Source organism: Arthrobacter sp. TJ-240, assembly GCF_058269195.1.
On sequence record NZ_JBZCNG010000003.1, the window covers coordinates 137540 to 161768 of the forward strand.

The window sequence follows — 24229 nt, forward strand, 5'->3', positions numbered from 1 at the left end:
CCCGCCGTTCACGGCTCGAACCGGTAGCCCATGCCGCTCTCGGTCACGAAGTAGCGGGGCGCACCAGGATCCGGCTCGAGCTTCTTGCGCAGCTGCGCCAGGTACACGCGGAGGTACTGCACGTCCTTCGCGTAGGCGGGCCCCCAGACATCGAGCAGCAGCTGCTGCTGCGAGACGAGCCGGCCGGGATGCGCGATCAGCCTGTCGATGATCTTCCACTCCGTCGGCGTGAGCCGGACGTCCTTCCCGTCCCTGACCGCGCGCCGCGCACCGGCGTCGAGGGTGAAGTCGGGGGTCGTGACGACCGGCGCCTCCGCCTCGACGGCCACGCGCCGGGCGGCAGCCCGGAGGCGCGCCAGCAGCTCGTCGAGACCGAAGGGCTTCGTCACGTAGTCGTCTGCACCGGCGTCGAGCGCGTCGACCTTGTCCTGCGATCCGTGCCGCGCCGACAGCACGATGATGTGCACCTGCGACCAGCCGCGGATGCGGCGGATCACCTCCACGCCGTCGATGTCCGGCAGGCCGAGGTCCAGCACGACGATGTCCGGGTGGTACCCCGACGCCGCGGCGAGCGCCGTCTCCCCGTCGACGGCCGTCACGCACTGGTAGCCGTAGGCGCGCAGGTTGATCTCGAGGGCGCGGAGGAGCTGCGGTTCGTCGTCGACCACCAGGACACGGGTCACAGGCCCGCTCCCGTCGAGATGGGCAGGCGGATCACGAGGGTCAGGCCGCCCCCGGGCGTCTGCTCGGCGTCGAGCACCCCGCCCATCACCTCGGTGAAACCCTTGGCCACGGCCAGGCCGAGCCCCACGCCCGCCCCCGACGGGGCGTCGTCGAGGCGCTGGAACGGGCGGAACATGGCGGCGACGTCGTCGCGGGAGACGCCGTGGCCGTGGTCGATCACCCGCAGTTCGCCGGCCGGGAAACCGTTGACGAGGGCCTTGCCCGTGCCGCCGATGGAGGCGGTGACCTCGATCGGCGCATCGGGTGCGTACTTGACGGCGTTCTCGACGATGTTCGCGAGCACACGTTCCAGCAGGCCGGGATCCGCCTCGATGGCCGGCAGGTTCGGCGGGATTCTCACGCGCACGCGGTCCTCGGCCACATCGGCGAGGGCGGGCCTGACGACGTCGGTCCATCTCAGCGGCCGCAGGTGCGGGTTGACGGCGTCACCGGTGATGCGTGACATGTCGAGGAGGTTGTTCACGAGCGTGTCGAGCCGGTCGGAGTAGACCTCGATAGTCTCGAGCAGTTCGTCCTCGTCCTCCTGGGAGAAGCTGACGTCGGACCGTCGGAGGCTGCTGACGGCGAGCTTGATGCCGGCGAGCGGCGTGCGGAGGTCATGGGACACCGAGCGCAGGATCGCCGTGCGCATCACGTTGCCCTCGACGAGCCTCCGGTTGGTCCGGGTGCTCGCCAGCAGCTCCTGCCGCTGGAGCATGGACCGCAGCTGTCCGGCGAACGCGGTCACCAGGCCGCGCTCCCGTGCCGACAGCTGGCGCCCGTACAGCGCGAGGGAGAAGTCGCCGTCGACCGGTTCGAGCACCGTGGCGCCGTCCGGTGTCCAGGTGACCGCGGACGCCCGGATGGCGGGTGCACCCGCGGCGTCGGGGCGGGGACGGGCACGGACGGCGAGCGCCTTCCGTGCCCGGGTGACCGCGGCCGCCGGGGTGCCCGGGGTACCGTCGGCCGGACCGGCCGGAGCGGCCGGACCGGCCGGACCGGCCTCGGGCTCCGCCGGCCCGAACAGGGCCACCGCCTCGACGTCGAACTGCACCTGGACGTGGTGCAGGAACCCCTGCAGCGTGTCCTCCTCCGCCAGCACACCGCGCGCCAGCTCGCCGAGCAGGGCGGCCTCCTGCTGCGCGAGGACCGCCTCGCGTGACCGGCGGGCCGAGAGCCCGACGACGAGCGACACCGTGGTGGCGACGGTGATGAAGATCAGCACGGTGACCACGTCCTCCGCGTCGGAGATCTCGAGGGATCCGAAGGGCTCCGTGGAGGTGTAGTTGAGGATGATGCTGCTCCACAGGGCTGCGAGCAGGGCGGGCCACAGCCCTCCGAGGAGCGCGACGGCGATGACGCCGGCGAGCTGGAACAGCACATCGACCGCGAGCAGCGAATTGCCCACCGCGAAGACGGCGGCCTCGAGCAGCGGCGGGAGGATCAGGGCGACGGCGCAGCCCGCGACGACCCGCGGCCGGCTGACGGGGGCCGCGAGGGTGCGCCGGGCCGCGGCGGCCATCAGCGGGTGCGGGCGGCGTTGCCGGGCAGGAGGCCTGCCCCCGTGTCGGCTGCCGTGCCCGCGGTGGCGGCGTCGTCCGGCAGGTGCCCTGGCCCGCCCGCCGACCGCAGGTGCAGGGTCCGTGACAGGAGGACCCAGAAGACCGTGATGGCGAGGGCGCAGAACACACCGGCGCTGGAAGCCATGAGCCAGCCGGTGGTCAGCTGCGAGTCGAGGTCCTCGGCACCGAACAGCAGGCCGATGGTCTTCGGCGAGTAGATGAAGACGGGCAGGGTGACCACGAGGAGGATGGCCGCCGTCGTGCGGTGGGCCCGCAACTCCGCGGGCAGCCCCGCGGCCTGACCGGCGAGGACCGCCAGGACCACGACGATCCACACCCAGTGGTGGGACCAGGAGATGGGCGAGATGAGGAGCATGAGCAGCGACGTCATGGCGATGGGCAGGAAGCGGTCACCGCGGCGCGCCGACGTCCTGATGACGTACGCGGTCGCGGCGACGAGCAGGAGGGACACGACGAGCCAGGGCACGGTGGAGGGGAAGTCGGGGCCGAGGAAGTGGAGGATGGCGCCGCGGACCGAGAGATTGTCCACGTAGCCCTCACCGCCGATCCGCCCGGTGTCGCGGAGCATCTGCAGCCAGTACGTCGCCGATTCACCCGGCAGGAGGAGGAACCCGAGCGCTATGGTCCCGAAGAAACCCGCCGCCATGGTGAACAGCTGCTTCCACTCGCCGCGCACGAGGAAGTACAGGCCGAAGACCAGGGGCGTGAGCTTGATGCCGGCGGCGATGCCCGTGAGCAGGCCGGTGGGCATCCGCCGGTGCGGGCCGGAGAGCAGATCGGCGGCGATCATCGCGAAGAGCAGGATGTTGACCTGCGAGAAGGCCATCGTCTCGCGCCACGGACCGAGCAGGCAGACCAGGCCGGTCCCTGCGATCGCGAGGGGCAGTGCCGTGGGATGGACGGCCACGTCCCTGAGGCGGCGGAAGCCGCCGAGGTACCGCGTGACGAGCAGCGACGTCGCGGCGGCGATGAGCACCGACACGCCCACGAAGAGGATGGCTCCGGTCTCCGCGCTCACGAGCGTCAGGACGGTGAAGGCCAGGGCCGCGAACGGCGGATAGGTGAACAGGAGCGAGCCCTTGCCCTCGCCGAAGGAGCGCGTGTAGAGCGAGCCGTCGCCGTCGACCACCGACTGTCCGCCCATGCGGTAGACCCTGAAGTCGAGGCCGATGAAGTCGGCCCAGGTGAACGCCCAGAGGGCCAGGGCCGCGGCCACGACCACCGAGGCGACGAGGCCCAGCGCCCGGACCGTCGCCGGAGAACTGCGCTGGCTCATGCTTTCCTTCCGAAGGGCGTGCTGCTCGGACCGGCCGCGGGAAGCCCGGGAACGGCTCATCCAGTGTAGGCACGGCCCCGGAGTGCCGCCCGCGTGCGGGTATGTTGGAAATCACCCTGCCCTCCTGTGAAAGGCCCCTGCCCCGATGTCCTCCCCCAGCGGATCCACCCCTCCCGCTCGCCTCACCGCCGTCACGAACGCGCACGTCGTCCCGATCGACGGCGAACCCTTCGACGGCACGGTGGTCGTCGAGGGCGGCCGCATCACGGCCCTCGGCCCGTCGGTGGCCGTGCCCGACGGCGCCACCGTGATCGACGCGGGCGGCAAGTGGCTGCTGCCGGGCTTCGTCGACGCCCACGTCCACCTGGGCACGCACGAGGAGGGTGAAGGCGCGGCCGGCGACGACACCAATGAGATGACCGAGCCGAACACCGCCGGCGTGCGCGCCATCGACGCCATCAACCCCTACGACCCCGGGTTCGACGACGCCCTCGCGGGCGGCGTCACCACGGTCAACGTGAACCCCGGGTCGGGCAACCCGATCGGCGGCCTCGCCGTCGCGCTCCACACTCACGGGCGCTACCTGGAGGAGATGGTGCTGCGCTCCCCCAGCGGCCTGAAGTCGGCGCTCGGTGAGAACCCCAAGCGCGTGTACGGCGCCAAGAACAAGATGCCGTCCACGCGGCTCGGCACCGCGCTCGTCATCCGCGAGGCGTTCATGAAGGCCCAGAACTACATGGGCAAGGCGGACGAGAACGCACGCGATCCGCACCTCGAGGCCCTCGCCATGGTCCTGCGGCGTGAGATCCCGTGGCGCCAGCACGCGCACCGCGCGGACGACATCGCGACCGCGCTGCGCATCGCCGACGAGTTCGGGTACGACCTCGTGCTCGACCACGGCACCGAGGCGCACCTGCTCGGCGACGTCCTGGCGGAGCGCGGCACGCCCGTGCTGATCGGCCCCCTCTTCACCACGAAGTCCAAAGTGGAGCTGCGCGGCCGGTCCCTCGCCAACCCCGGCAAGCTCGCGCGGGCCGGCGTGGAGATCTCGATCATCACGGACCACCCCGTCATCCCGATCAACTTCCTGGTGCACCAGGCCACGTTCGCGATCAAGGAGGGCCTGGACCGGGAGACGGCGCTGCGCTCCATCACGATCAATCCCGCGAAGGTCCTGGGGCTCGCGGACCGCCTCGGATCCCTGGCCGTCGGCAAGGACGCCGACCTGGTGCTGTGGAGCGGTGACCCGCTCGACGTCATGCAGCGCGCCCTGCAGGTGTGGATCGGCGGTACGGAGGTCTACTCCTACGACACGGGGACGCGCCGCGGCACCGTCGCTCCCCGGGGCTAGGCGCCACCCTTGGCGAAGCCCCTGCCGCCCCGACCCTTCACCCTGCGCGCTGCCATCGTCCTGTGGCTCGTGACCGCGGTGCTGCTGCTCGTCGCAGCCGGCACGTTCATCACGTCGGCTGCGGTGCAGGACCTCGAACGCGCCGGGTTGATCGGGCTCGGCGCGCTCTTCGGGGCGCTGGCCGTCCTCCAACTGCTCCTCCTGCTGCCGCTCCGCCGGGGCAGGAGGGGCGCACGGGAGCTGCTGAGCACCATCGGGATCATCGTGGGCGTACCGATCGTGGTGCGCGGGACACCGGGCCTGTCGCTGATCGCGGGGGCGATGCTCGTCGCCGTGCTGCTCATGTGGCTACCGCAGAGCAGCGACTACTTCCAGCTCACCCAGCCGAAGGCGAAGAAGCGCTTGCGGTGGCCGGGGGCGCGCTAGCACCGGCGCGGCGGCCCGGATATACGGAAGGCCCCTCCTGCGGGAGGGGCCTTCCGTATGTCCGAGCTCAGCGCAGGGCCGAGACGGCCTGCTCGAGATCGGCGATCAGGTCCTCGATGTCCTCGATGCCGACGGACAGCCGGATCAGGTTCTCCGGCACCGCCAGCTCGGTGCCCTTGACCGAGGCGTGCGTCATGTCGGACGGGTAGTTCATCAGCGACTCGATGCCGCCGAGGGACTCGGCGAGCAGGAAGACATGCGTCGATTCCGCGACCTTCTTCGCGGCCTCGGCCCCGCCCTTGAAGGTCACGGAGATCATGCCGCCGAAGTCCTTCATCTGGGCGGCCGCGAGGTCGTGCCCCGGGTGCTCGGGCAGCCCGGGGTAGTAGACGCGCTCCACCTCGTCCTGCTCCTGCAGCCAGCGGGCGATGGCCGTCGCGTTCGAGGAGTGGCGGTCCATCCGGACCCCGAGCGTCTTGAGCCCGCGCGTGGTGAGCCAGGCCTCCATGGGCGCCGAGACGGCTCCGACGGCGAACTGCACGAAGCCGATCTTGTCGGCGAGCTCGTCGTCGTCCACGACCACCGCGCCGCCGCTGGCGTCGGAGTGCCCGCCGATGTACTTGGTGGTCGAGTGGACCACGACGTCGGCACCGAAGGTGAGCGGCTGCTGCAGGTACGGCGACGCGAACGTGTTGTCGACGACCAGGAGGGCCCCGGCGTCGTGCGCCAGCTGCGCCGTCGCGGCGATGTCGGTGATCTTCATCATCGGGTTCGACGGCGTCTCCACCCACACCATCTTCGTGTTGTTGCCCGCGATGGCAGCCTGCACGGCAGCGGGATCCGCCATGTCGACCGCCGTGTTGGTGATGCCCCACTGGGACAGCACGCGGTCGATGAGGCGGTAGGTGCCTCCGTACGCGTCATTACCGAGGACGATGTGATCGCCCGGTCGGAGCGCTGCGCGGATGAGCGCGTCCTCGGCGGCGAGGCCGGACGAGAAGCTGAAGGCGTGCTTGCCGCCCTCGAGTGCGGCGAGCTGCACCTGCAGCGAGTCGCGGGTGGGGTTGCCGCCGCGACCGTACTCGTAGCCGTTGCGCAGCTTGCCGATCCCGTCCTGCGCGAAGGTGGTGGTCTGGTACAGCGGTGGGATCACCGCCCCCGTGGCCGGGTCGGGGGTCTGGCCGGCGTGGACGGCGCGGGTGTTGAAGCCCTGGGCGGAGTGGGTCACGATGCTCCTGGAATTCGGGGGGAGTGGTGGTTACTTGCTCATGTATGTCAGCAAGTCATGGCGCGTAAGAATTCCCACGGGCGACCCGACGAACGTCACCATCAGCGTGTCGCTGTCCTGGAGACGCTCGCGTGCCGTGCCGATGGATTCGAGCGACCCGATGATGGGCAGTTTCGCGTCCATGTGCTCCGAGATCTTGTCCGTCAGCTTCGCCTCGCCGTGGAAGATCTTCGCGGTGAGGGACCGCTCGTCCACCGATCCCAGCACCTCGCCCATCTTCACGGGCGGTTCCTGCGACAGCACGGGGATCATGGAGACGCCGTACTCGTCCATGATCGAGATGACGTCGCGGACGGTGTCCGTGGGGTGGGTGTGCACGAGATCGGGCATGGCCCCGCTCTTGGTGCGCAGCACGTCACCCACACTCGTGTCGACGCCGCTGTCCATGAAGCCGTACGACCTCATCCAGTCGTCGTTGAAGATCTTGCCGAGGTAGCCGCGGCCTCCGTCGGGCAGCAGGACCACGACGACGTCGTCCTCGGTGAGGTCCTTCGCGACGCGCAGCGCCGCGACGACGGCCATGCCGCACGACCCGCCGACGAGCAGGCCCTCCTCGCGGGCGAGGCGCCGGGTCATCTCGAAGCTCTCGGCGTCGGTGACCGCGTGGATCTCGTCGGGCACGGAGGGGTCGTAGGAGTCCGGCCACATGTCCTCGCCGACGCCCTCGACGAAGTAGGGGCGCCCGGTTCCGCCCGAGTAGATCGAGCCGTCCGGGTCGGCGCCGATGATGCGCACGGGGCCGCCCTCACGATCGGCCGAGACCTCCTTGAGGTACCGGCCGGTGCCTGTGATGGTGCCGCCGGTGCCGACGCCGGTCACGAAGTGCGTGAGCCTGCCGTCGGTGTCGTCCCAGATCTCGGGGCCGGTGGTCTCGTAGTGGCTCAGCGGCCCATTCGGGTTGGAGAACTGGTCGGGCTTGTAGGCGCCGGGGATCTCGCGGACGAGACGGTCGGAGACGCCGTAGTAGGACTGGGGGCTGTCCGGTGGGACGGCGGTCGGCGTGACAACGACCTCGGCTCCGTACGCTTTCAGGACGTTCCGCTTGTCCTCGCCCACCTTGTCGGGCACCACGAAGACGCACTTGTAGCCCCGCTGCTGGGCGACGAGGGCGAGCCCGACGCCGGTGTTGCCGGAGGTCGGTTCGACGATGGTGCCGCCGGGTGCGATTCTGCCCTCGGCCTCCGCGGCGTCGATGATCTTCGCCGCGATCCGGTCCTTCACCGACCCGCCCGGGTTGAGGTATTCGACCTTCGCGAGGACGGTCGCTCTGATGCCGTCGGTGACGGAGTTGAGCTTGACCAGCGGGGTGTTGCCGATCAGGTCAACGATGGAATTGGCGTACTTCATGCGTACAACGCTACCGGCTGCTGCGCCCGCCCCCGCGCCCCCGTTACGCCGCGGGACGCTGGATGGTCGGTCGGACACTGCCGCGGGCCCCGGGACCCCAGGGCCCGCGCCTAGGCTGGGACGGTACGCCGGACGCACACGAGGAGACCCAGCCATGACGAACACCTACAGGATCGCGGTCATCGCGGGGGACGGCATCGGCAAGGAGGTCATGCCGGAGGGGCTGCGGTCGCTGAACGCGGCGGCAGACCGGTACGGGTTCACGGTCGACGCCGTCGAGTTCGACTACGCCAGCGCAGACTACTACCTGGAGCACGGGAAGATGCTGCCCGACGGCTGGTTCGAGGAGCTGCGGGGCTTCGACGCGATCTTCTTCGGTGCGGTCGGCTGGCCCGACGTCGTCCCCGACCACGTGTCGCTGTGGGGCAGCCTGCTGCAGTTCCGGCGCCACTTCGACCAGTACGTCAACCTGCGCCCCGTGCGGCTGCTCCCGGGGATCACGAGTCCCCTGGCGGGCAGGGAGCCGGGCGACGTCGACTTCTACGTGGTCCGCGAGAACACCGAGGGCGAGTACTCGAGCGTCGGCGGGCGCATGTTCGAGGGCACCGACCGAGAGACCGTCATCCAGGACACCGTGATGACCCGCACGGGCGTGGACCGCATCCTGCGCTACGCGTACGACCTCGCGCGGAAGCGGGAGAAGAAGCACCTGACCTCGGCGACGAAGAGCAACGGCATCTCGATCACCATGCCCTACTGGGACGAGCGGGTGGAGGCGATGGCAGCCGACTACGACGACGTCCGGACCGACAAGTTCCACATCGACATCCTCTGCGCGAACTTCGTCCTCCATCCCGACTGGTTCGACGTCGTGGTGGCCAGCAACCTCTTCGGGGACATCCTCTCGGACCTCGGACCCGCCTGCACAGGGACGATCGGTGTGGCACCGAGCGGCAACATCAACCCGGACCGCACCTTCCCCAGCCTCTTCGAACCCGTCCACGGCTCCGCCCCGGACATCGCGGGCCAGGGCATCGCCAATCCGGTGGGCCAGATCTGGAGCGCCTCGATGATGCTGGAGCACCTCGGCGAGGCGGATGCCGCCGCCGGGATCCTCGCAGCCATCGAGTCGGTGCTGGCCACCGGCGGTGACGCACTGACGCGCGACCTCGGCGGGACGGGCACGACGTCGTCGCTCGGCGCGACGATCGCATCCGCCGTCGCGGACACGGCCTAGCGCCCGGCGCCCCCGGCGGGGAGGTCCCGGTGGCGGGCTCCGGCAGCTGCTGCGCCGAGGGATTCGAGCACGCTCCCTCCCGCGTGGGACGGGATGACACGCCGTCGGAGCCCGATCCGCCCCCGGCATCGTGACACCATGGATGCATGACAATCGCCCCCGCCGTCGTGCCGTCGGGCGCGGAGGCCGCGGAGTGGCTCCCCGACGGCCCCTACAGCCTGGCAGGCACGGTCGGCACCCTGCAGTGCGGTCCGCACGACCCCTCCTTCATCGTCCAGGGCCCCGACCACTGGCTCGCGTACCGCACGGCGGACGGGCCGGTGACGCTGGTCCTGCGGCAGCGGGGCTCCCTCAACGACTGTCGCATCCAGGCGACGGCGTGGGGCCCCGGGGCGGCCCTGGCCCTCGAGCGCGTCCCCCGCCTGCTGGGCGCCGATGACGACTGGAGCGGGTTCGACGACGTCGCGTTCTCGGTGACGCTGCCCGATCTCGCCCGGAAGGGCAGGTACCTCAGCCCCGGCGTGCGCCTGCCGGCATCGGGCCGCATGCTCGACACCATCGTGCGGGCGATCCTGGAGCAGAAGGTCACCAACCTCGAGGCGAAGCGTTCCTGGCGTTACCTGCTCACCCGCTACGGCGATCCCGCCCCCGACGCCGGCGGTCTGGCGCCCGCAGGGCTCCGCCTGCCCCCGACCGCGGAGCAGTGGCGCCGCGTCCCCTCCTGGGACTGGCACAAGGCCGGGGTGGACGCAAAACGATCGACGACCATCCTGAAGGCCGCCCTCGTGGCGAGCGGCCTCGAACGGCTCGGCTCCAGGCCGGGCGGTGATGCCGTCCGCGCGGGCCTGCGCTCCGTCCCCGGTATCGGCGTCTGGACGGTGGCCGAGGTCGTCCAGCGGACGCACGGTTGCCCCGATTCCATCTCCGTGGGCGACTACCACCTCGCGGCCTTCGTGGGCGCTGCCCTCACGGGACGGCGCACCGACGACGCCGGGATGATCGAGCTCCTCGAGCCATGGAAGGGCCAGCGCCAGCGCGTGGTCCGGACCCTGTACGCGAGCGGCTTCCGGAAGCAGGCCTACGGTCCCCGTCTGTCCCCCGAGGACCACCGCCGCCGCTAGGGTGGGAACATGACCCGACCCGTAGACGTCACCGCTGTGTTCACCCCCCTCGACGGCGAGTTCTTCCGCGTGAAGCTCGCCCTGGACATCGCCATCGAACAGGTGGTGCAGGAGCCGGGCTGCATCCGCTACGAGATCACCGAGGCCCGGGAGGACCGGATCGTCCTGACCGAGCAGTGGGAGTCCACAGAACTGCTGGACACGCACCTGCAGGGACCCGCCGTCCAGGACCTCGGCGAATCGCTGAGCGCGCTGCTCGCCGGGCCCGCGGACATCGTCCGTTCGGACCGCGCTGCGTGACCCACGACGAAGAAGGCCCCGCACTCGATGAGTGCGGGGCTTTCGTGGTTCTCGGGACGCCTACTGGGCGTCGGCGGCGGGCGCGCCGCCGGCTGCCTGCTGCGCGATCTGCTCGTGCACGGCCTTCATGTCCAGGCCCTTCACGGCCTCGACGAGCTCACCGAACTGGGTCGCGTTGAGAGCGCCGGGCTGGGAGAAGACGAGGACCTTCTCGCGGAAGGCCATGAGCGTGGGGATCGAGGTGATCCCCGCGGCGGCGGCGAGCGACTGCTCGGCCTCGGTGTCCACCTTCGCGAAGGTGACGTCGTCGTGCTGCTGCGACACGGCGTCGTAGACCGGCGCGAACTGCTTGCACGGCCCGCACCAGTCGGCCCAGAAGTCAACGAACACGATGTCGTTGCCCTCGATGGTTTCCGGGAAGCTTGCCTCGGTGATATTGATTGTCGACATCCCTTAACGCTAGCGACCCGCGCATCCCCTTGTCAGGCCTGTTCGCTACCAATGAAGAATCCTCCCTACCGACCGAAGGAAGTACGCGTGACCGACGACCCCTATGATCTCGTGCGATTCGTCGAGGCACAGGACGCCCAGGGCACCTACCCGCAGGCGCTCGCCGAGCTGCAGCGTGGCCGCAAGACCGGCCACTGGATGTGGTTCGTCTTCCCCCAGATCGCGGGGCTCGGGAGCAGCCCGACGGCGGTGCGGTACGCCATCGGCTCGCTCGACGAGGCCCGTGCCTACCTGGCGCATCCCGTGCTCGGACCCCGGCTGCTGGAAAGCGTCCATGCACTGCTCAACCTGGACGGGAACGATCCGGTCGCCGTGTTCGGCGAGATCGACGCCCGCAAGCTGCAGTCCTCCCTGACGCTCTTCGATCGGGCCGCCCCGCAGGAGCCGTGGTTCACGGCGCTGCTGGACCGGTACTACGGCGGGGCGGAGGACCAGGCGACGACGTCGATCCTGGCGGGCTGACGCCCTCGGCCCGTCCTGCCCCCGGATGCTCCCGAGAGGGCTCCCGGCGCTGACTCAGGTGCCGGAGGTGAGTTTCTCGATGACGGGCAGGGCTGCAGCGAGCATGGCCCTCTCGTCGTCGTCGAGCCGGTCGAGCAGCGTGGCGACGCGCTCGTTGCGGCGCGTGCCCGCCGCCGTCCAGGCATCGCGGCCCTTGTCGGTGAGCTGCACGAGGACGGCGCGCAAGTCGGTGGGGTCCGGCTGCCGGCGGACGAGGCCGGCCTGCTCGAGCTTGATGATCTGCTCGGTGGCGGAGGGCACCCGGATGCCGAGGTTGGCGGCGACGCGACTGACGCGCAGCGGCTCCTCGGCGGCCATGCTCAGCGTACTCATCTGCATGGTGGTGAGCTCTCCGTCGCTGTCCATGGAGCGGCTGAGGTAGACGGCATGCCGCAGGGTGGTGCGGAAGGACTGCGCGAGCTCGAGCAGCCTGGAATCCGTGGAGAGGCTCATAGTTAGGCAGCCTAACATTTGGAACCCCGCAAGGCAAGATGCGCCGTCGTGCGGTCCGGGTTAGCGTGGGGTGGACCGACGGGGAGGGGGACCATGCAGGAGGCTGTGCCATCCGGCGGACCGCTCCCTGTCCCCGATCCGATCGCCTTCCTCGCCGGGACGTGGTCCACCCGGAGGGAGCTCCTGGACCGGTCCACCGGCACGACAGGCACGTTCTCGGGGACCACGACCTTCACACCCGACGTCGGCGGCCTGCGGTGGGACGAGGAGGGGACGGTCTGCTGGGCGTCCTTCCAGGGCCCGGCCTCACGCTCGTACCGCATCGACACCGGGGATTTCGGGGACCCCGAAGCGACCGTCACCTTCCCGGACGGACGGGTGCTGTGCCACCTCGACCTGCGGTCGGGTACGGCCCGCGACGAGCACGACTGCTACCCGGACACCTATCGCGTGCACTTCACCGTCACGTCGTACGGCACGATCGACTACTCCTGGGACGTCACGGGGCCCGCGAAGGACCACCTCCTGACGACCGTCCTCACCCGGACCGGAGCCCCCTCCGGGCCCTCGACCGACGGACACGGGGCACCGACGCCACAGGACGCCGCTTGAGGGCGGGCAACTCGAACAGCAGATCGACCGACGCATGCGCCCTTGTGGAGTACACCCAGGCCACCCCGAGCGGTACCCCGACCCCCACCGCCAGCAGCAGCGGCAGCAGCCACGTCCCCGCGAGCCCGGCGGCCTCGGCGAGGGCGAGCGTCACCATGATCGGGCCGAGGTGCACCACGTAGAAGACGATCGAGTACCGCCCCACGAACTCGAGGGCCGCCGTCGCGCGGTTGGCCCCGAGCCGTGGGAAGATCCAGCACACCACACCGAGGGCACCCACCACGCCCCACACGAACTCACCCCGGTACAGGACGTCCCGGCCCGCCACGTTGAGGACACCCACGGTGACCGCCGAGGCCGCCGCCAGCGCCAGCACCCACGGCCTGTCGATGGTCCGCTCCACCAGGCGTGCGTGACGCGCGCACCACGCGCCGAAGAAGAAAAAGGCCGCGAGGAACGCCAGGGTCTCGGGGCGGCCGGCATCCGGCAGCACGAAGGACAGCGCAAGCCCCGCGCCCGCGATCACCAGGGGTGGGACGCGCCGCAGCGGATAGGCCAGCGCGTAGAAGACGAGGATGAACCACAGGTACCAGAGGTAGGTGGGCGACAGGTAGAGGATCTCCGCCAGCCGACCGGGGCCGAGGTCGTCGCTGGCCGCGAGGATGATCACCGACCACAGGAGGTAGGGCCACGCCACCATGGAGACCTTGCCCGCGAAGTACTCGCGCCCGGACTTGGCGACCGACCGCGGCAGCAGGATCCCCGAGAGGAACATCAGGACGGGCATGCGGAACGGCTCGAGGAACAGGTTGAACTGGTCGAGCCCCGGGGTCGGGCCGACGGTGACACGGAGGGCCTCCCCCGCGTGCAGGACGACGACGAGGAGGATGGCGGCACCGCGCAGGCTGTCGAGCCAGCCGATGCGTGTGTCTTCGATACTGCTGATGGTGGCCTCCCCGGCGTCGAAATTCCACTGTAGGCATGCGCATCGGTACTTCGGTGGGTGGCCCTTCCCGGATGGCCGCTGCGGGATTCCCTCAGCACGGCCACCGGCTTCCCCGTGGTGCTCGAGAAGGACGTCGCGGCCACGGCGGTCGCGGAGATCTGGGGCAGGCACTCCGACTCCCCGCACGGCGGACATCGGGGGGGGAAGGGACCACGCTGGGAACCGACGTAAGAGCCGTCGGGGCGGCCTGCACGGTCTTCGACAAGTCGATCTCGCCCGATCCGCGGCGCCTGCTCCTGGAGCATCAACGACGAAGGACCCGCTTCCGATGAAGCGGGTCCTTCCTTGCTGTGGCAGATGAGGGATTCGAACTCTCTTTCATACCTTGGGCGGGAAGGAATTTCCCGTAATCCCGCGAAATTTCATCAGGCGGAATCACTAGAACTCACCGCGGATGTGGGTGAAGTGTGGGCAAAACGTGGGCGCTAACCGGAGCGCGGATCAGGTGGCCATTGGCGTAACAAAGAATGGATCGGCGTCTATGCACGGGAACAGCGACATGACGCCTCGTGGACCCTCGCTACGCATAAAAGCGAAAGCGCCTTACGGGCCAGGTGAAACTAGCTCCGCTCGGCGTGTCCATCTGCTCAATCTGCCGCTGCTTGCGCCCCTCGTAACACGAGTTGGCTGGGTGGTTGATCCCCCGTCGTTGGCGAGACGATCCTTTCTCACCAAAACGATGGAGGAACCTTGAAGAAGAACAAGACGGCGACCCTAATGGACCTGCTGGAGAAGCACATTGAACTTCGTACGGCGGTCGGCGGGTACACGCTGACTCGCTATGAGAGGAGCCTGAACTTCCGATTCGGGGGCGACATCGGGGCAACTCTTGTGAAGGACATCGACTTCGAATGGGTTGCTCGGTGGGTCAATACGCTGTCGATCAACGAGGGACTAGCTCCAAAGACGGTCCGCAACTACTTCGGGTTTCTGTCTTCCGCGTTCAAGACAGCCATCTGCTTGGGATGGCGCCGAGACGACCCTTGCTACGGGATCCGGCTTCCAAGCTCGAGCAGTATCGAGGCTCCTGTGAGAGTTATCAGCGCACCCGAGTGGGGGCGAATCATGTTCCACCTTCATCCGCACTACCAACTCTTCTTTCAGTTCCTACGGGTCACGGGCATGCGGTTTGGTGAGGCTACTGCCCTGCGTGGGAGCGACTTTGAGTATGGCGCTGCAACAGTGCTGGTGAGCGTGTCGAAGGCTTGGAAGCGTGACGGGCAAGGTGGCCGCGTTGTTGGACCACCAAAGACGGCCAGTTCCCGCCGCAAAGTAGCGCTCAACGCCTCCCTGGCAACAATGCTGGCCCCACTTGTGCAGGCAGCCAGCGACGGACTGGTGTTCACCAACATGATTGGCACGGCCATACGGTCATCGGCCATCCACAAGCACTGGGGACCAGCGTGCATCGCTGCCGGCTTCACTGAGGACAACAAGCCCAGGATCCATGACATCCGGCACACCAGCTCGAGCATGTTCCTTCACACCAGCGCTGATATGCACTCCCTGTCTCGCAGGCTGGGGCACAAGGACATCAAAATGACTGTCAACGTCTACGGGCATCTCATGCCTGAGGAGCACCGCAGAATGGCTGAGATAGCCGATGAGATATTCGACTGACTCATCTGCTTTGTCCCCAGTCACGCAAGCCTGTAACGTCGATAAATGTGGGGGTTAGAAAACCCGACTACTTAGGAGTTTGTTATGGCGCAGCGCGTGCAGGTGCAACTGGTGGATGACCTCAATGGTGAGGAAGCTCAGGAGACAGTTCGATTTGGTTTCGAGGGCAACGAATACGAGATCGACCTGACGACGGAGAACGCCGAGAAGCTGCGTTCGGCCCTGTCTGAGTACGTAGAGAAGGGCCGGAAAGCTACCGGTGGGAAGCGCAGCCAGGCGAGCACGAAGCCGGCAAGCAGCAACAAGCGTGAGAACACCGCTCAGATCCGCCAGTGGGCCCAGGAGAACGGACACAACCCAAGCTCCCGTGGGCGCATCAACCAGTCAATCGTCGACGCCTACAACGAAGCGCACGCATGAGTCGCCAGGGCGCCTCGTCTTAACCCTCCGGGCCTCCAACACCTCAACTGCGGACTGCTTCCGTGTCGCCGCAATACCAGTGCTGAACGGTTCGTACCGACGGACGGTCTCTTGCCTTCGTGAGACGGCGCACCGCTTCTGACGCCAACTCCTTGGCCGGGCCAGATTCGCGAGCCCAAGTCGCTACCAAATCTGGGAGAAGGCGCAAGCGGTGACGAAAAGTGGGACTATCTATGTCGCTGGATGGCGTAACCACTAGTTCGAGATTCTCTAGGAAGCGGAGTTCAGAAGCTGAGACATCCATTTTCGCGATCCCAAGACGAACTATCAGCGGCGAAGCTGAAGGCACAACCGGCTCAGGGTCACCAATAAGCGTTCCTTTCAACAACAACCGCTCGTAGATTCGGTGCTCTTCAAGGTTGACCGCCAACTCACCCAAAAAAGCACTCAGAGCAGTATTCAATCGCTGGCGTCGCTCGTTTTCCAGGCGGTCACTCTCGGCTTTGATCCGTGCTGCTTCCGATCGCTCCGCTTGCTTCTCAGCAGCGCGAGCCGTCCTCACTGAAAAAACAAGCACCCCTATCGATGCAAGCGCTGACAGGAGAGGAATCACACCGAGTGCTAGCCAGTCGAAGAACGATGGTCCACTCTGAACTCCTCGTGCGACATCGTTGATCGCGCAAACCAGAGTGCTGCGTTCGACGCAGGAAGAAGCTGGGTCCATTGGAGAAGTATCGCTGACCTGGCTGGCTACTGTTCCGGCAGGTCAGCGGGATTGAGCTTCGCCCGCTGCTTCTCGGCTTGTTCGTACGTGCGGGCGATGTACTCCTCGAGCTTGACGCGCTCGACTCGCCACTGACCGCGGCCGCCTACTTGGATTGCCGGTAGGTCACCTGACTTCACAAGGGCGTACATCTGCGACTGGCTCACCGCCAACTCCTCAGCGACGTCGGGCAGGGTTAGGAAACGGGGTGAGCGTGACATGATCCGATCTTAGTGCGAGATCAGACGCACTACACGATCACTCAATTCCTAAATGCTGCCCGTGGACTCCACCAAAGCAGCTCGCAGGTCATCAGACAGCGGGATTAGTGCCGAAATACTCACGGCGTGCGGCCCATATATAAGCTCGTCGCGGTTCAGAATAGCTTCCTGATCAAACGCCGAATCTGCATCAGGGTGGATTTTCGTTCTGACCCTGCCTAACGCGCGGTCCTCGATGTGCTCGAACGCATTCCTGATGTCCTTCAAGGGGCCACTCAGAGAGATCGCCGCGGCCGGAACTACAACTGGAATGCCAACTTCTTTGTGCATGTTCAGAACCATCTGGAGAACCTTTTCAACAGCAATTATCGCCATTTCAACGTTCGCTATTAAACTGAATGCGTTGTAGCGTATTGTCGGCCCAGATTGCTCGTCTGGGTTGAGACCTGCTCGAATCTGCTGCACCTCATCCAGTAGCAACCGCGCTACGTCGAGTCTCCGGGCTGCGGCTCGTAAGTATCGATCCTGCGCGATAGCCCTTGCGACACCGATGTCGAGCCAAGTATTCACAGTAGGAGTGACCGGGACGTAGCCTGACGCACTGGGGCGTGTGAGAGAGTCAATGTAGGCTATTTCAACCGTCAACTCCACTCGCATTTGATACCCGGGCCTAACGTGCACGCGGCGGCCGTCATCGGTTTCGCCATGCCTAAGTGTCCTAGCGACAACAACCCCTTGTTCCTCTCGCACCGGAACGACCCGTTGACCGAAAAGAAAGTCCTTGGTACTCCCAACTTCCGAGGTCAAATGAACGCCGGAATGGGATATCGCTGTGCACAGAGCAACTTCATCCCCAGGGAAGATGTGTATTCGTGGGGTGTCGATGTCGCATGGGTCGGATTGCCGCACGATGACTACATTCTCTTGACGCTCGATGAGTATTGCGCGAACTGCTCCGACACTTCCCTCGGGAGTGATTGTATCGAGCCACACTGGTTCCGACAGATCATCTGGCATTTTGTACCCGCCTCAATACGCTCGCATGGGTGGAGCCCCAAGTTTGACCAGTTCTGTCACTGACGTCACCTACGCTCCCTCGTGTCGGTCAAAACAAGCGGTATGCCGAGCACTACGGCCGCTTGATGGATGAGCGGATCGGTGAGCGGGTTATGCGTGAGGAACCCATGCTCCTGACCGCCGCAGAGTTGCAGCTTCGTCAGAACCCGCCGAAGGACTTCGACAAGCCCCGCCGCGTGTACGCCTGGGTCCGCTACCCCACCCAAGCCGTCCGGGTCCAGGCCATGGCGATCTCCTGGACGGCTACAGCAGTGAAGATCCGGTTCCTCGAGCCTCACATCGATGCTTGGCGGGAAGGTTGGGTGTGGCGCAACGCCGTCACACCCGCCTAACCTCAGCAATCGCGCCGTATTCGCCCAAGTTGAGGCCTACATGGACTTCTGACCAAGCCGTTGACGTTATCTTCTTTTCCGCACCCCCACAGAAGCCCGCAAGGGCCCTCACCCGAAGGAACCAATGAGCAACGAAGATAGAGTGACGAGCTGGGCAACCGAAGGCCTGTCACCTCAACAGATCGTACGGAAGCAGAAACCGAATGGGAATCTGATGGACGAGTTTCAAAGCATGGGATACCAGGAGCGACTTCTTCTAATCGGACGCGTACGTGAGGCCGACGAGCACTTCAACGTCAAAGCTGCTCCGATGGCCATGCCCATTATCATGATTGCGCTCGGGATCGTCATCGGCCAATGGTCGAGCTCAGACAGCATATCGATTGTTGTTCCGCTGCTCGTCGCGGCATTTCTGCTTGTCCTCCTCGTCGGGATGCGTATATCAAGGAGGCAAGAGAGCGCGTACGAGGGCTGGAAGTTCATCCTCGAAGATCTTCATAAGACAGTGACCGCGGCAGAGCAGAAAGATCCAAGAACAGCTGAGGTCCTACCAGGCCGGTAGGAACGAGCTGGTCGCTACCGCGGCGCTAATCCAGCCGCACTGCTCAAAGCCATCAGTTGCTCCCCACCTCTTCGGAGGTGGGGAGCAACTGCGCTAGGCCGGGTGTATGGGCTCCTCTCGAACGGCCCCGAGTAGTAGCAGGACGTGGTGGAGTACCGCACACGCTGTTGAGATGCTAGCTCCGAGCTTTAGCGTCAGTGCATGAAGCGGCTACTTGAAGCAGTGCACCGGTTCGTGGAGCACAACATCGTGTGCGATGACCCGTCTCCTGTGCTGTCGCGCCTAGACCAGGAAGACCTTCTAGCCCAGGCAAGGTACCGGCTCGACCGACTTTACTAAGCCAGCGCTTTCTGGGTTGTCCAGTACACGCTCGGTATGGGTTCACCGCAGCGAAGGTTATCGGAGCGCGACACGGCTCGAAGGCTAATGCTGTTCACCTAACGGTCTTATGCTTCCTGCATCGGCTTGCACAGCAGCCGCTGGTCTCACACTTCCCCTCGCACGATTGGTCTCTGCCATGACGGAATCTGTCACCCCCATTGAAACGGGCCTTGAGTCCCCGCACTGGGCCAAGATGTACCCAAAGCTTGCTTCGCTGTTTCTGCTCTCACTACCTCGTGCCATCGGCGAGGACGGGTGGCAGGACCAGCCATAACTCGAGAGACTCAGAAGCGCCCCACCTCCGAAGAGGTGGGGCGCAACTGCACTAAGCCGGATTTATGCGGGGCCGGTCAGGCCGTGACGGTGTAGTTCATGAAGTAGCGACTCACCGCTTAGGACCCAGCCGGCGCGGCAGGGACGAAAACGCTGAACCCCGTCGTGGTCGCGTCGACGTAGGAAGCGCCCAAAGCCGCGGTCGTGGCGTTGCCAGGCGTTAGGTTGACGATCGGGGCGCGGTCGTAGGTTTTGCGGAACGCTACCTTGACCACTTCCCCTGCGGCGGGAGTCGTCCCGGAGCCGAAGAAGAACGCGCCGCGCCGGTCTGTAGAGCCTGCTCCGGCCGCCGGGGCGGGTGGCGTAGTGCCAGCCTGAGCCCCAGCTGTCATCGTCGGGCGGAGGTCCCGGCCGTCTGTCACTGTCTTCGTAGTAGCGAGGACTGAGTTAGCCCCGATGCTCACGTCATCGCCGAAGCCCGCTGCGACGCTGATCGCTTGACCGCTGGCAGTTCCGAGCCGTGTTCCGGTGACCGCGAAACCGTTGCCGGTGACCAACTCAACGAGTGATATGGGCTTGTTCGCGGCGTCTTCGCGCCCGAGGAGCGTGCCACCGATGACCTGCACTCCTCCGAGCACGCTGCCGAGGGCGCTCTGCGACCGCTGGTATTTGATGAGTGGACCTGGGCCTGACACGATGAACGGGTTGATGAAGGACACCGAGCGGGCGTTGCTGACGAGGACCATCGGCTTGGTGTTCGCCGGGTTGCCGGTTGTCAGGTTGTCGAGTTCGATGTGCAGGTTGGTGATGCGGACGAACTCGGGGTAGCTGGCGAACTGGTCGACGCCAATGTCCAGTGCCACGCCTCGGGGCTGCTCGATGGTCAGCCCGTAGAAGTCCATGGTGTTGACGCTGACGCCAGCCGGGCCGGAGTTGATGCGGACGGCGGGCAGAGTGTCCGAGCCGCAGCGGTTGACGAACACGTCGCGGTAGGACGTGTTACAGGAGCCCTGGAAGTCTATGCCGATGCCGCCTCCGTGCTCCACGAAGACCTTGTCCAGCTTGCACTCGAAGCCCCGGTCAATCTGCAGGACGGTGCCGGGGCCGTCGCTGCCGTCAAGAAAGAGGTTCTCGAGCGTGACCCCGTTGGCCACCATGGTCAGCAGTCGGTTCGTGGAGCCTGCCTTGCGCTTCAATACGGCGCCGGCCTTGGTTACGGTCGTGCCGTTGGCGATTCCTGCGATGCCCGAGCCGAGGCCGATCCAGCGGCCCTTGGTGTTCGGGATGCGCAGGTCATCGACGATGTAGGGCTTCGCTAAGCCGGGGACGACCACGGTCCCGTTGACCTGTGCGGCCCAGTCGTTTGCCGCCACGAACGCTGCAGTGTCGTCCGTGACTCCGTCACCCTTGGCGCCGTAATCGCGCACGTTGAAGTACAGCTCATCGCTTCCAATAGCTCGCTTGCCGTTACTCGGCTTGTCCGCAAACGTGGCACTTAGTGCAGTGTTCGCCGGGGTGCCAGGGGTTGTGAGTGAGGAGGCGATTGCCTGATCCGTTGGGACCACGTTGGACCCGTCGCGCCCATCCTTTCCGTCCGTGCCGGGATCACCCACGTCGCCCTTGGGCCCTTCGAGCGGCTGGGAAGTGACGAGGGGGAACACGTACGCCTCACTGCGCCAGTTCACGGCGGGTGCGGTCGCATAAAAGCTGGGCAGGATCCCGTCAGCGTTCGCCGTCAACGGGATCGGGTTACCAGTCGCATCCGTCGCAGTCAAAGGGCTAGCGAACTGGGTGTCAGCAGGCGCATAGATCTGCCCTGTAGCCCCCTTAGCGGCCATAAGAGTAACGGGGTCGACCGCGAGGGTTACAACATACGGGTAAAGCATCAGAGGTGCCTCCTAAAGGCATAGAAAAGCCCCGCCTCCACCGGGTAGGCGATGACGGGGCGTACTGGTTGTTCTAAGCGAATACGTGCGCCGAGACGACGTCGTTCTAAGTCTTGCGACGCCTTTTCGCGTCGAACCTTCGGACCGCTTCTTGCCTTGCTAATCTCTTGTGTTCGTCACACCTGACCGCCACTGGCCCGGGCCCGTGTTGATCAGTTCGGTTGAGCAGTCGAGGCAATGAGACACGCGGGGCCCCTTACGAGCTGCGGCCCTGCCTTTCGCCCGGCGCTTCGCGGCGCGCTTCGGCTCACACGTGTCAAAGAGGCGGCGCGTGTGATGGACGTGCACCATGACCCCCGCAATCGATGCACGGCTTGTCCTGGTAGACGCCCGGAACGCCAGCAAGGCTGCCGGGATGGCCACCGGTTGTTGCGGCAGAACTGAGCCGAAGCTCAGAAGATCGAGTCGATCCCATTCCACCCGGTGCCCATCTGCACTCGGGGCAGCCATCCACCCACACCATTGCCCAGATACAGCCAGAGGTTGCCCTGGGGGTCGCGCCCCACCACGTCGGCGGTACGGTCCCCATTGAAATCCCCGGGGCTCATCAACGCGGTCAGTACATTCCAGCCGGATCCCACCCGCAGGCGTGGCAGCCACCCGCCCCTGCCGTTCCCCGGATACAGCCAGAGGTATCCAGTAGCAACTTCCCGTGCCAGGAGGTCCACCTGTCCGTCGCCGTTGAAGTCGCCCGGACCCATGAGTGAGTTGAAGGTATTCCAATTGCTTCCCACCGGTACCCGCGGAAACCATCCGCCCTTGCCGTTGCCCGGATACAGCCACAGGGTACCGGTCGCCCGCTCCCGGGCGAGAACATCGACGAACTGGTCGCCGTTGAAATCACCTGGCCCCACGATGGAATTCATGATGTTCCAGTTACTGCCCACCCGCACCCGCGGCAACCATCCGCCGGCCCCGTTCCCTGGATACAGCCACAGGATCCCGGTCGCCGCTTCACAGGCCAGCACGTCGGCCTTCCCGTCACCGTTGAAATCCCCCGGGGTCTCAAGTGCGTTCATCGAAGCCCAGCCCCCTCCGATACGCACCCCGCTCCACACCGTACCGTTCCCCTTCCCCCGATATAGCCGCAGATCAGCGGTCACGGCGACGCGTGCCATGATGTCGTTGTTCCAGTCGCCGTCCAGATCGGCGGTGGACCGGAAAAGGGTCGAGGCCGGGATGGCCAGGGGCGTGAAGGCGTAGGGCTCGCACGTCAGATCGTAGTCCCGTGTGTCGTCATACCACTGGGCGAGGTAGACCCGGCCGCCGGAGAAGCTGGGCTGCCGGCACCGGTCGAGTGCTTCGCCCGGATAGTCGAGCCTCCCCGCGGTAGCCCACACCGGCACCCCGGGTAGCCGCCACGATCCGGTGATTTCAGCCCAACCCGACGCATAGGAGTACAGGCCGTAGGAGAACCCCGCGTCGCGGAGGCCGCGCATCATTCCCTCGATGACGAGCCGGTTGTTCCTTTGCTGGGCGGCGGCGCTCGTTGGCCAGGGTTGGGCGGGGCGCGGCTCGACATCGATCCATACGACCGGCGGACGGAAGCCGACCTTGTTCATGCTCGCCACGGCGAACTGTGCCTCCGCGTATCCCACATTGGACAATCGCGCGGCCGGGGTGGTCGCGACCCATGGCCCCCGGGAGCCGTAGGTGCTCAACTGCGCGGGGGTGGGATACGCAGCCATCGCGTAGCCGTGAGTCTTCTTGTTGTTGGTCCTGGTCCAGGCGACCTGGCTTGCCAGGCAAGGATTCTCCGTAAAGGGCAGACCTTTCGTCAGCCCGATAATGACGAACTGGGTGGAAGCCGGTGGCAAGGGCAGACCGAACCCGCCGACGGCGACCGGGCACTGAGGCCAGGACACATCGTGACCATAGAGGGGTGTGGCGTGGACAGGCGGCGCGACGGTCACGAATCCGAATAGGAGCGCAAGTGCTGTCCCGACAGCTACTGCCATCCGCCGGAGAGAGCTAACCATCATGGCGACCACCTCATCGAAGATGACGATTTTACCGCCGACTGCGGGTCTCTAGTCGATCGGAGAACATCACAATTGAGGGCGTAGCTGAGGTCAAGCCGCTCAAGCCTAGGAGCCATTCAGCGACATAGTTGGAGAAGATTGAAATTAAGTGGGCCACGCCATCCTGGGCTCTCTAGAGCAGCTACACCGCGGTAAGGGGGCGTAAGTCCCCTCTCCGGTCCGAGGGCACTCCTCTGGCATAGCGCCTATCTTTCTAGTCCTGCACCACGCCCAGCAGCAGGGGTCACCCCCTCCCTCCCCCACCCACGGCGGCACTTATGGCATAGGGCCTGCCACCGTGTATAAAACTCGAACCTTGCTCACGCGCGTGAGGGGTGGGGTTCATCCCCTCCCCCTTCAGGGATCGCTCCTCTGGCATAGCGACGTTCCCACTCATCGCGTTTTTCCACAGGAAGAAAGTCCAACTGCCCTTCCTGTGGGCGTGTGGCGTGGAAAGAAACCTGTGGGGGATATATGTCGCTATGCCAGAGGAGCGAAGTCTGGGTAGGAGGAAGGGTGTTACCCCTACCCCCTACCGTCCGACCTAAAACCGGTTACGGTGCGCGATCTCAAGAGGAGCAGAGACTGAGTAGGTCATAGCGTTGTTCATGAGACAGCCGATGTCGTTCTCGTCGACCTGTGAGTCGCGGAGGTCCTTGAGCTGCTTGCTCTTGTACGGGTTCCGCTCACTCCATGACTCGAGGACCGAACCCCATCCGGCTTCGATGGCACGCTGCACGAGTGCCTGAGTAAGGATGTCGTCATTGCTGAGGTGTGCTCGCTCGAGCCGGCGGAGCGCATCATCTTCATTCGACAGGCTGGCCACGCGGTCTTCTGCATCTCGGTAGTTGATGGTGGTTCGTGCGTCGGTGTAGCCAC

Annotated in this window: 25 protein-coding genes; 11 read left to right on the forward strand and 14 right to left on the reverse strand. The window is 66.0% G+C overall.

Annotated features, from left to right (window positions below; genetic code table 11):
- Positions 1 to 8: 8 nt before the first annotated feature.
- Genes AC4D2C_RS08915 through AC4D2C_RS08925 form a run of 3 tightly spaced genes read right to left on the reverse strand, consistent with a single transcriptional unit; the run spans position 9 to position 3582 of the window.
- Positions 9 to 683, reverse strand: a complete 675-nt coding sequence (locus tag AC4D2C_RS08915) for a response regulator (RefSeq protein ID WP_490914212.1) — start codon at positions 681 to 683, stop codon at positions 9 to 11.
- Positions 680 to 2245, reverse strand: a complete 1566-nt coding sequence (locus tag AC4D2C_RS08920) for an ATP-binding protein (protein WP_490914214.1) — start codon at positions 2243 to 2245, stop codon at positions 680 to 682. Before AC4D2C_RS08920 ends, AC4D2C_RS08915 begins: the two co-directional genes overlap by 4 nt.
- Positions 2245 to 3582 carry a glycosyltransferase 87 family protein gene (locus AC4D2C_RS08925; protein ID WP_490914216.1) on the reverse strand — a complete coding sequence of 446 codons (1338 nt, stop codon included), beginning with the start codon at positions 3580 to 3582 and terminating at the stop codon, positions 2245 to 2247. Before AC4D2C_RS08925 ends, AC4D2C_RS08920 begins: the two co-directional genes overlap by 1 nt.
- Positions 3583 to 3727: 145 nt before the next feature.
- On the opposite strand from AC4D2C_RS08925, the gene AC4D2C_RS08930 reads away from it, so the two are divergent.
- Both AC4D2C_RS08930 and AC4D2C_RS08935 read left to right on the forward strand, forming a co-directional pair.
- On the forward strand, positions 3728 to 4933 hold the full coding sequence (locus AC4D2C_RS08930) for an amidohydrolase (RefSeq protein WP_490914218.1): 1206 nt from the start codon (positions 3728 to 3730) through the stop codon (positions 4931 to 4933).
- Positions 4934 to 4942: 9 nt separating this feature from the next.
- A complete protein-coding gene (locus AC4D2C_RS08935; protein ID WP_490914220.1) occupies positions 4943 to 5359 on the forward strand; it encodes a hypothetical protein in 417 nt (138 codons plus the stop codon).
- A gap of 67 nt (positions 5360 to 5426) precedes the next feature.
- On the opposite strand, the gene AC4D2C_RS08940 is transcribed toward AC4D2C_RS08935, so the two are convergent.
- Complete coding sequence (locus AC4D2C_RS08940; RefSeq protein ID WP_490914222.1) at positions 5427 to 6587, reverse strand: cystathionine gamma-synthase; 1161 nt, start codon at positions 6585 to 6587, stop codon at positions 5427 to 5429.
- A gap of 30 nt (positions 6588 to 6617) precedes the next feature.
- The gene (locus AC4D2C_RS08945) at positions 6618 to 7994 is read right to left on the reverse strand and encodes a cystathionine beta-synthase (protein ID WP_490914224.1); all 1377 of its coding nucleotides are present in this window, start codon (positions 7992 to 7994) and stop codon (positions 6618 to 6620) included.
- Between the two features lie 154 nt (positions 7995 to 8148).
- On the opposite strand from AC4D2C_RS08945, the gene AC4D2C_RS08950 reads away from it, so the two are divergent.
- From AC4D2C_RS08950 to AC4D2C_RS08960, 3 genes are all read left to right on the forward strand, one after another.
- The gene (locus AC4D2C_RS08950) at positions 8149 to 9231 is read left to right on the forward strand and encodes a tartrate dehydrogenase (protein WP_490914226.1); all 1083 of its coding nucleotides are present in this window, start codon (positions 8149 to 8151) and stop codon (positions 9229 to 9231) included.
- 146 nt (positions 9232 to 9377) lie between these two features.
- Entirely contained in the window at positions 9378 to 10352 is a 975-nt protein-coding gene (locus AC4D2C_RS08955; protein ID WP_490914227.1) for a DNA-3-methyladenine glycosylase family protein, read from the forward strand.
- 9 nt (positions 10353 to 10361) lie between these two features.
- Positions 10362 to 10652, forward strand: a complete 291-nt coding sequence (locus tag AC4D2C_RS08960; RefSeq protein ID WP_490907188.1) for a putative quinol monooxygenase — start codon at positions 10362 to 10364, stop codon at positions 10650 to 10652.
- Positions 10653 to 10712: 60 nt separating this feature from the next.
- Here AC4D2C_RS08960 and trxA read toward each other — a convergent pair whose 3' ends face one another.
- Positions 10713 to 11102: a thioredoxin gene (gene trxA, locus AC4D2C_RS08965; RefSeq protein ID WP_104051025.1), complete on the reverse strand. Its 390-nt coding sequence runs from the start codon at positions 11100 to 11102 to the stop codon at positions 10713 to 10715.
- Between the two features lie 51 nt (positions 11103 to 11153).
- On the opposite strand from trxA, the gene AC4D2C_RS08970 reads away from it, so the two are divergent.
- A complete protein-coding gene (locus AC4D2C_RS08970) occupies positions 11154 to 11624 on the forward strand; it encodes a DUF1810 domain-containing protein (RefSeq protein ID WP_490914229.1) in 471 nt (156 codons plus the stop codon).
- Between the two features lie 54 nt (positions 11625 to 11678).
- Here the strand turns inward: AC4D2C_RS08970 and AC4D2C_RS08975 are convergent, their stop codons facing one another.
- On the reverse strand, positions 11679 to 12116 hold the full coding sequence (locus tag AC4D2C_RS08975; protein ID WP_490914231.1) for a MarR family winged helix-turn-helix transcriptional regulator: 438 nt from the start codon (positions 12114 to 12116) through the stop codon (positions 11679 to 11681).
- A gap of 93 nt (positions 12117 to 12209) precedes the next feature.
- On the opposite strand from AC4D2C_RS08975, the gene AC4D2C_RS08980 reads away from it, so the two are divergent.
- The gene (locus tag AC4D2C_RS08980; protein ID WP_490914233.1) at positions 12210 to 12728 is read left to right on the forward strand and encodes a DUF6314 family protein; all 519 of its coding nucleotides are present in this window, start codon (positions 12210 to 12212) and stop codon (positions 12726 to 12728) included.
- Here the strand turns inward: AC4D2C_RS08980 and AC4D2C_RS08985 are convergent.
- The gene (locus AC4D2C_RS08985; protein ID WP_490914235.1) at positions 12655 to 13845 is read right to left on the reverse strand and encodes an acyltransferase family protein; all 1191 of its coding nucleotides are present in this window, start codon (positions 13843 to 13845) and stop codon (positions 12655 to 12657) included. The two genes, AC4D2C_RS08980 and AC4D2C_RS08985, sit on opposite strands and share 74 nt — an antisense overlap.
- Positions 13846 to 14424: 579 nt before the next feature.
- Here AC4D2C_RS08985 and AC4D2C_RS08990 point away from each other — a divergent pair.
- The gene (locus AC4D2C_RS08990) at positions 14425 to 15354 is read left to right on the forward strand and encodes a tyrosine-type recombinase/integrase (RefSeq protein WP_490914237.1); all 930 of its coding nucleotides are present in this window, start codon (positions 14425 to 14427) and stop codon (positions 15352 to 15354) included.
- Between the two features lie 84 nt (positions 15355 to 15438).
- The gene (locus AC4D2C_RS08995) at positions 15439 to 15774 is read left to right on the forward strand and encodes a histone-like nucleoid-structuring protein Lsr2 (RefSeq protein WP_490914239.1); all 336 of its coding nucleotides are present in this window, start codon (positions 15439 to 15441) and stop codon (positions 15772 to 15774) included.
- Positions 15775 to 15817: 43 nt separating this feature from the next.
- Here AC4D2C_RS08995 and AC4D2C_RS09000 read toward each other — a convergent pair whose 3' ends face one another.
- From AC4D2C_RS09000 to AC4D2C_RS09010, 3 genes are read right to left on the reverse strand one after another with little or no spacing between them, the layout of a single operon-like run.
- The gene (locus tag AC4D2C_RS09000) at positions 15818 to 16498 is read right to left on the reverse strand and encodes a hypothetical protein (protein WP_490914241.1); all 681 of its coding nucleotides are present in this window, start codon (positions 16496 to 16498) and stop codon (positions 15818 to 15820) included.
- Between the two features lie 26 nt (positions 16499 to 16524).
- On the reverse strand, positions 16525 to 16758 hold the full coding sequence (locus AC4D2C_RS09005; protein ID WP_490914243.1) for a helix-turn-helix domain-containing protein: 234 nt from the start codon (positions 16756 to 16758) through the stop codon (positions 16525 to 16527).
- A 48-nt stretch (positions 16759 to 16806) separates the two neighbouring features.
- Positions 16807 to 17409, reverse strand: coding sequence for a hypothetical protein (locus AC4D2C_RS09010; RefSeq protein ID WP_490914244.1), 603 nt, complete (start codon positions 17407 to 17409; stop codon positions 16807 to 16809).
- 533 nt (positions 17410 to 17942) lie between these two features.
- Here AC4D2C_RS09010 and AC4D2C_RS09015 point away from each other — a divergent pair.
- Positions 17943 to 18167 carry a hypothetical protein gene (locus AC4D2C_RS09015; protein ID WP_490914245.1) on the forward strand — a complete coding sequence of 75 codons (225 nt, stop codon included), beginning with the start codon at positions 17943 to 17945 and terminating at the stop codon, positions 18165 to 18167.
- A 124-nt stretch (positions 18168 to 18291) separates the two neighbouring features.
- Positions 18292 to 18729 (forward strand): hypothetical protein, encoded by a 438-nt coding sequence (locus tag AC4D2C_RS09020; protein WP_490914246.1) that lies wholly within the window; start codon positions 18292 to 18294, stop codon positions 18727 to 18729.
- A gap of 773 nt (positions 18730 to 19502) precedes the next feature.
- On the opposite strand, the gene AC4D2C_RS09025 is transcribed toward AC4D2C_RS09020, so the two are convergent.
- The 3 genes from AC4D2C_RS09025 to AC4D2C_RS09035 all read right to left on the reverse strand — a co-directional run bounded on the left by AC4D2C_RS09025 (position 19503) and on the right by AC4D2C_RS09035 (position 24176).
- Complete coding sequence (locus AC4D2C_RS09025; protein WP_490914247.1) at positions 19503 to 21269, reverse strand: glycosyl hydrolase family 28-related protein; 1767 nt, start codon at positions 21267 to 21269, stop codon at positions 19503 to 19505.
- 452 nt (positions 21270 to 21721) lie between these two features.
- A complete protein-coding gene (locus AC4D2C_RS09030; RefSeq protein WP_490914249.1) occupies positions 21722 to 23242 on the reverse strand; it encodes an FG-GAP repeat domain-containing protein in 1521 nt (506 codons plus the stop codon).
- A 652-nt stretch (positions 23243 to 23894) separates the two neighbouring features.
- Positions 23895 to 24176, reverse strand: coding sequence for a hypothetical protein (locus AC4D2C_RS09035; protein WP_490914251.1), 282 nt, complete (start codon positions 24174 to 24176; stop codon positions 23895 to 23897).
- Positions 24177 to 24229: the final 53 nt, after the last annotated feature.

Bases quoted from the DNA above. Each gene is read 5' to 3' on its own strand.
- AC4D2C_RS08920 (WP_490914214.1), bottom strand. From the start codon at position 2,245: ATGGCCGCCGCGGCCCGGCGCACCCTCGCGGCCCCCGTCAGCCGGCCG.
- AC4D2C_RS08925 (WP_490914216.1), bottom strand. From the start codon at position 3,582: ATGAGCCAGCGCAGTTCTCCGGCGACGGTCCGGGCGCTGGGCCTCGTC.
- AC4D2C_RS08930 (WP_490914218.1), top strand. From the start codon at position 3,728: ATGTCCTCCCCCAGCGGATCCACCCCTCCCGCTCGCCTCACCGCCGTC.
- AC4D2C_RS08945 (WP_490914224.1), bottom strand. From the start codon at position 7,994: ATGAAGTACGCCAATTCCATCGTTGACCTGATCGGCAACACCCCGCTG.
- AC4D2C_RS08950 (WP_490914226.1), top strand. From the start codon at position 8,149: ATGACGAACACCTACAGGATCGCGGTCATCGCGGGGGACGGCATCGGC.
- AC4D2C_RS08955 (WP_490914227.1), top strand. From the start codon at position 9,378: ATGACAATCGCCCCCGCCGTCGTGCCGTCGGGCGCGGAGGCCGCGGAG.
- AC4D2C_RS08960 (WP_490907188.1), top strand. From the start codon at position 10,362: ATGACCCGACCCGTAGACGTCACCGCTGTGTTCACCCCCCTCGACGGC.
- trxA (WP_104051025.1), bottom strand. From the start codon at position 11,102: ATGTCGACAATCAATATCACCGAGGCAAGCTTCCCGGAAACCATCGAG.
- AC4D2C_RS08970 (WP_490914229.1), top strand. From the start codon at position 11,154: ATGAAGAATCCTCCCTACCGACCGAAGGAAGTACGCGTGACCGACGAC.
- AC4D2C_RS08975 (WP_490914231.1), bottom strand. From the start codon at position 12,116: ATGAGCCTCTCCACGGATTCCAGGCTGCTCGAGCTCGCGCAGTCCTTC.
- AC4D2C_RS08980 (WP_490914233.1), top strand. From the start codon at position 12,210: ATGCAGGAGGCTGTGCCATCCGGCGGACCGCTCCCTGTCCCCGATCCG.
- AC4D2C_RS08995 (WP_490914239.1), top strand. From the start codon at position 15,439: ATGGCGCAGCGCGTGCAGGTGCAACTGGTGGATGACCTCAATGGTGAG.
- AC4D2C_RS09000 (WP_490914241.1), bottom strand. From the start codon at position 16,498: ATGGACCCAGCTTCTTCCTGCGTCGAACGCAGCACTCTGGTTTGCGCG.
- AC4D2C_RS09005 (WP_490914243.1), bottom strand. From the start codon at position 16,758: ATGTCACGCTCACCCCGTTTCCTAACCCTGCCCGACGTCGCTGAGGAG.
- AC4D2C_RS09015 (WP_490914245.1), top strand. From the start codon at position 17,943: ATGCTCCTGACCGCCGCAGAGTTGCAGCTTCGTCAGAACCCGCCGAAG.
- AC4D2C_RS09020 (WP_490914246.1), top strand. From the start codon at position 18,292: ATGAGCAACGAAGATAGAGTGACGAGCTGGGCAACCGAAGGCCTGTCA.
- AC4D2C_RS09025 (WP_490914247.1), bottom strand. From the start codon at position 21,269: ATGCTTTACCCGTATGTTGTAACCCTCGCGGTCGACCCCGTTACTCTT.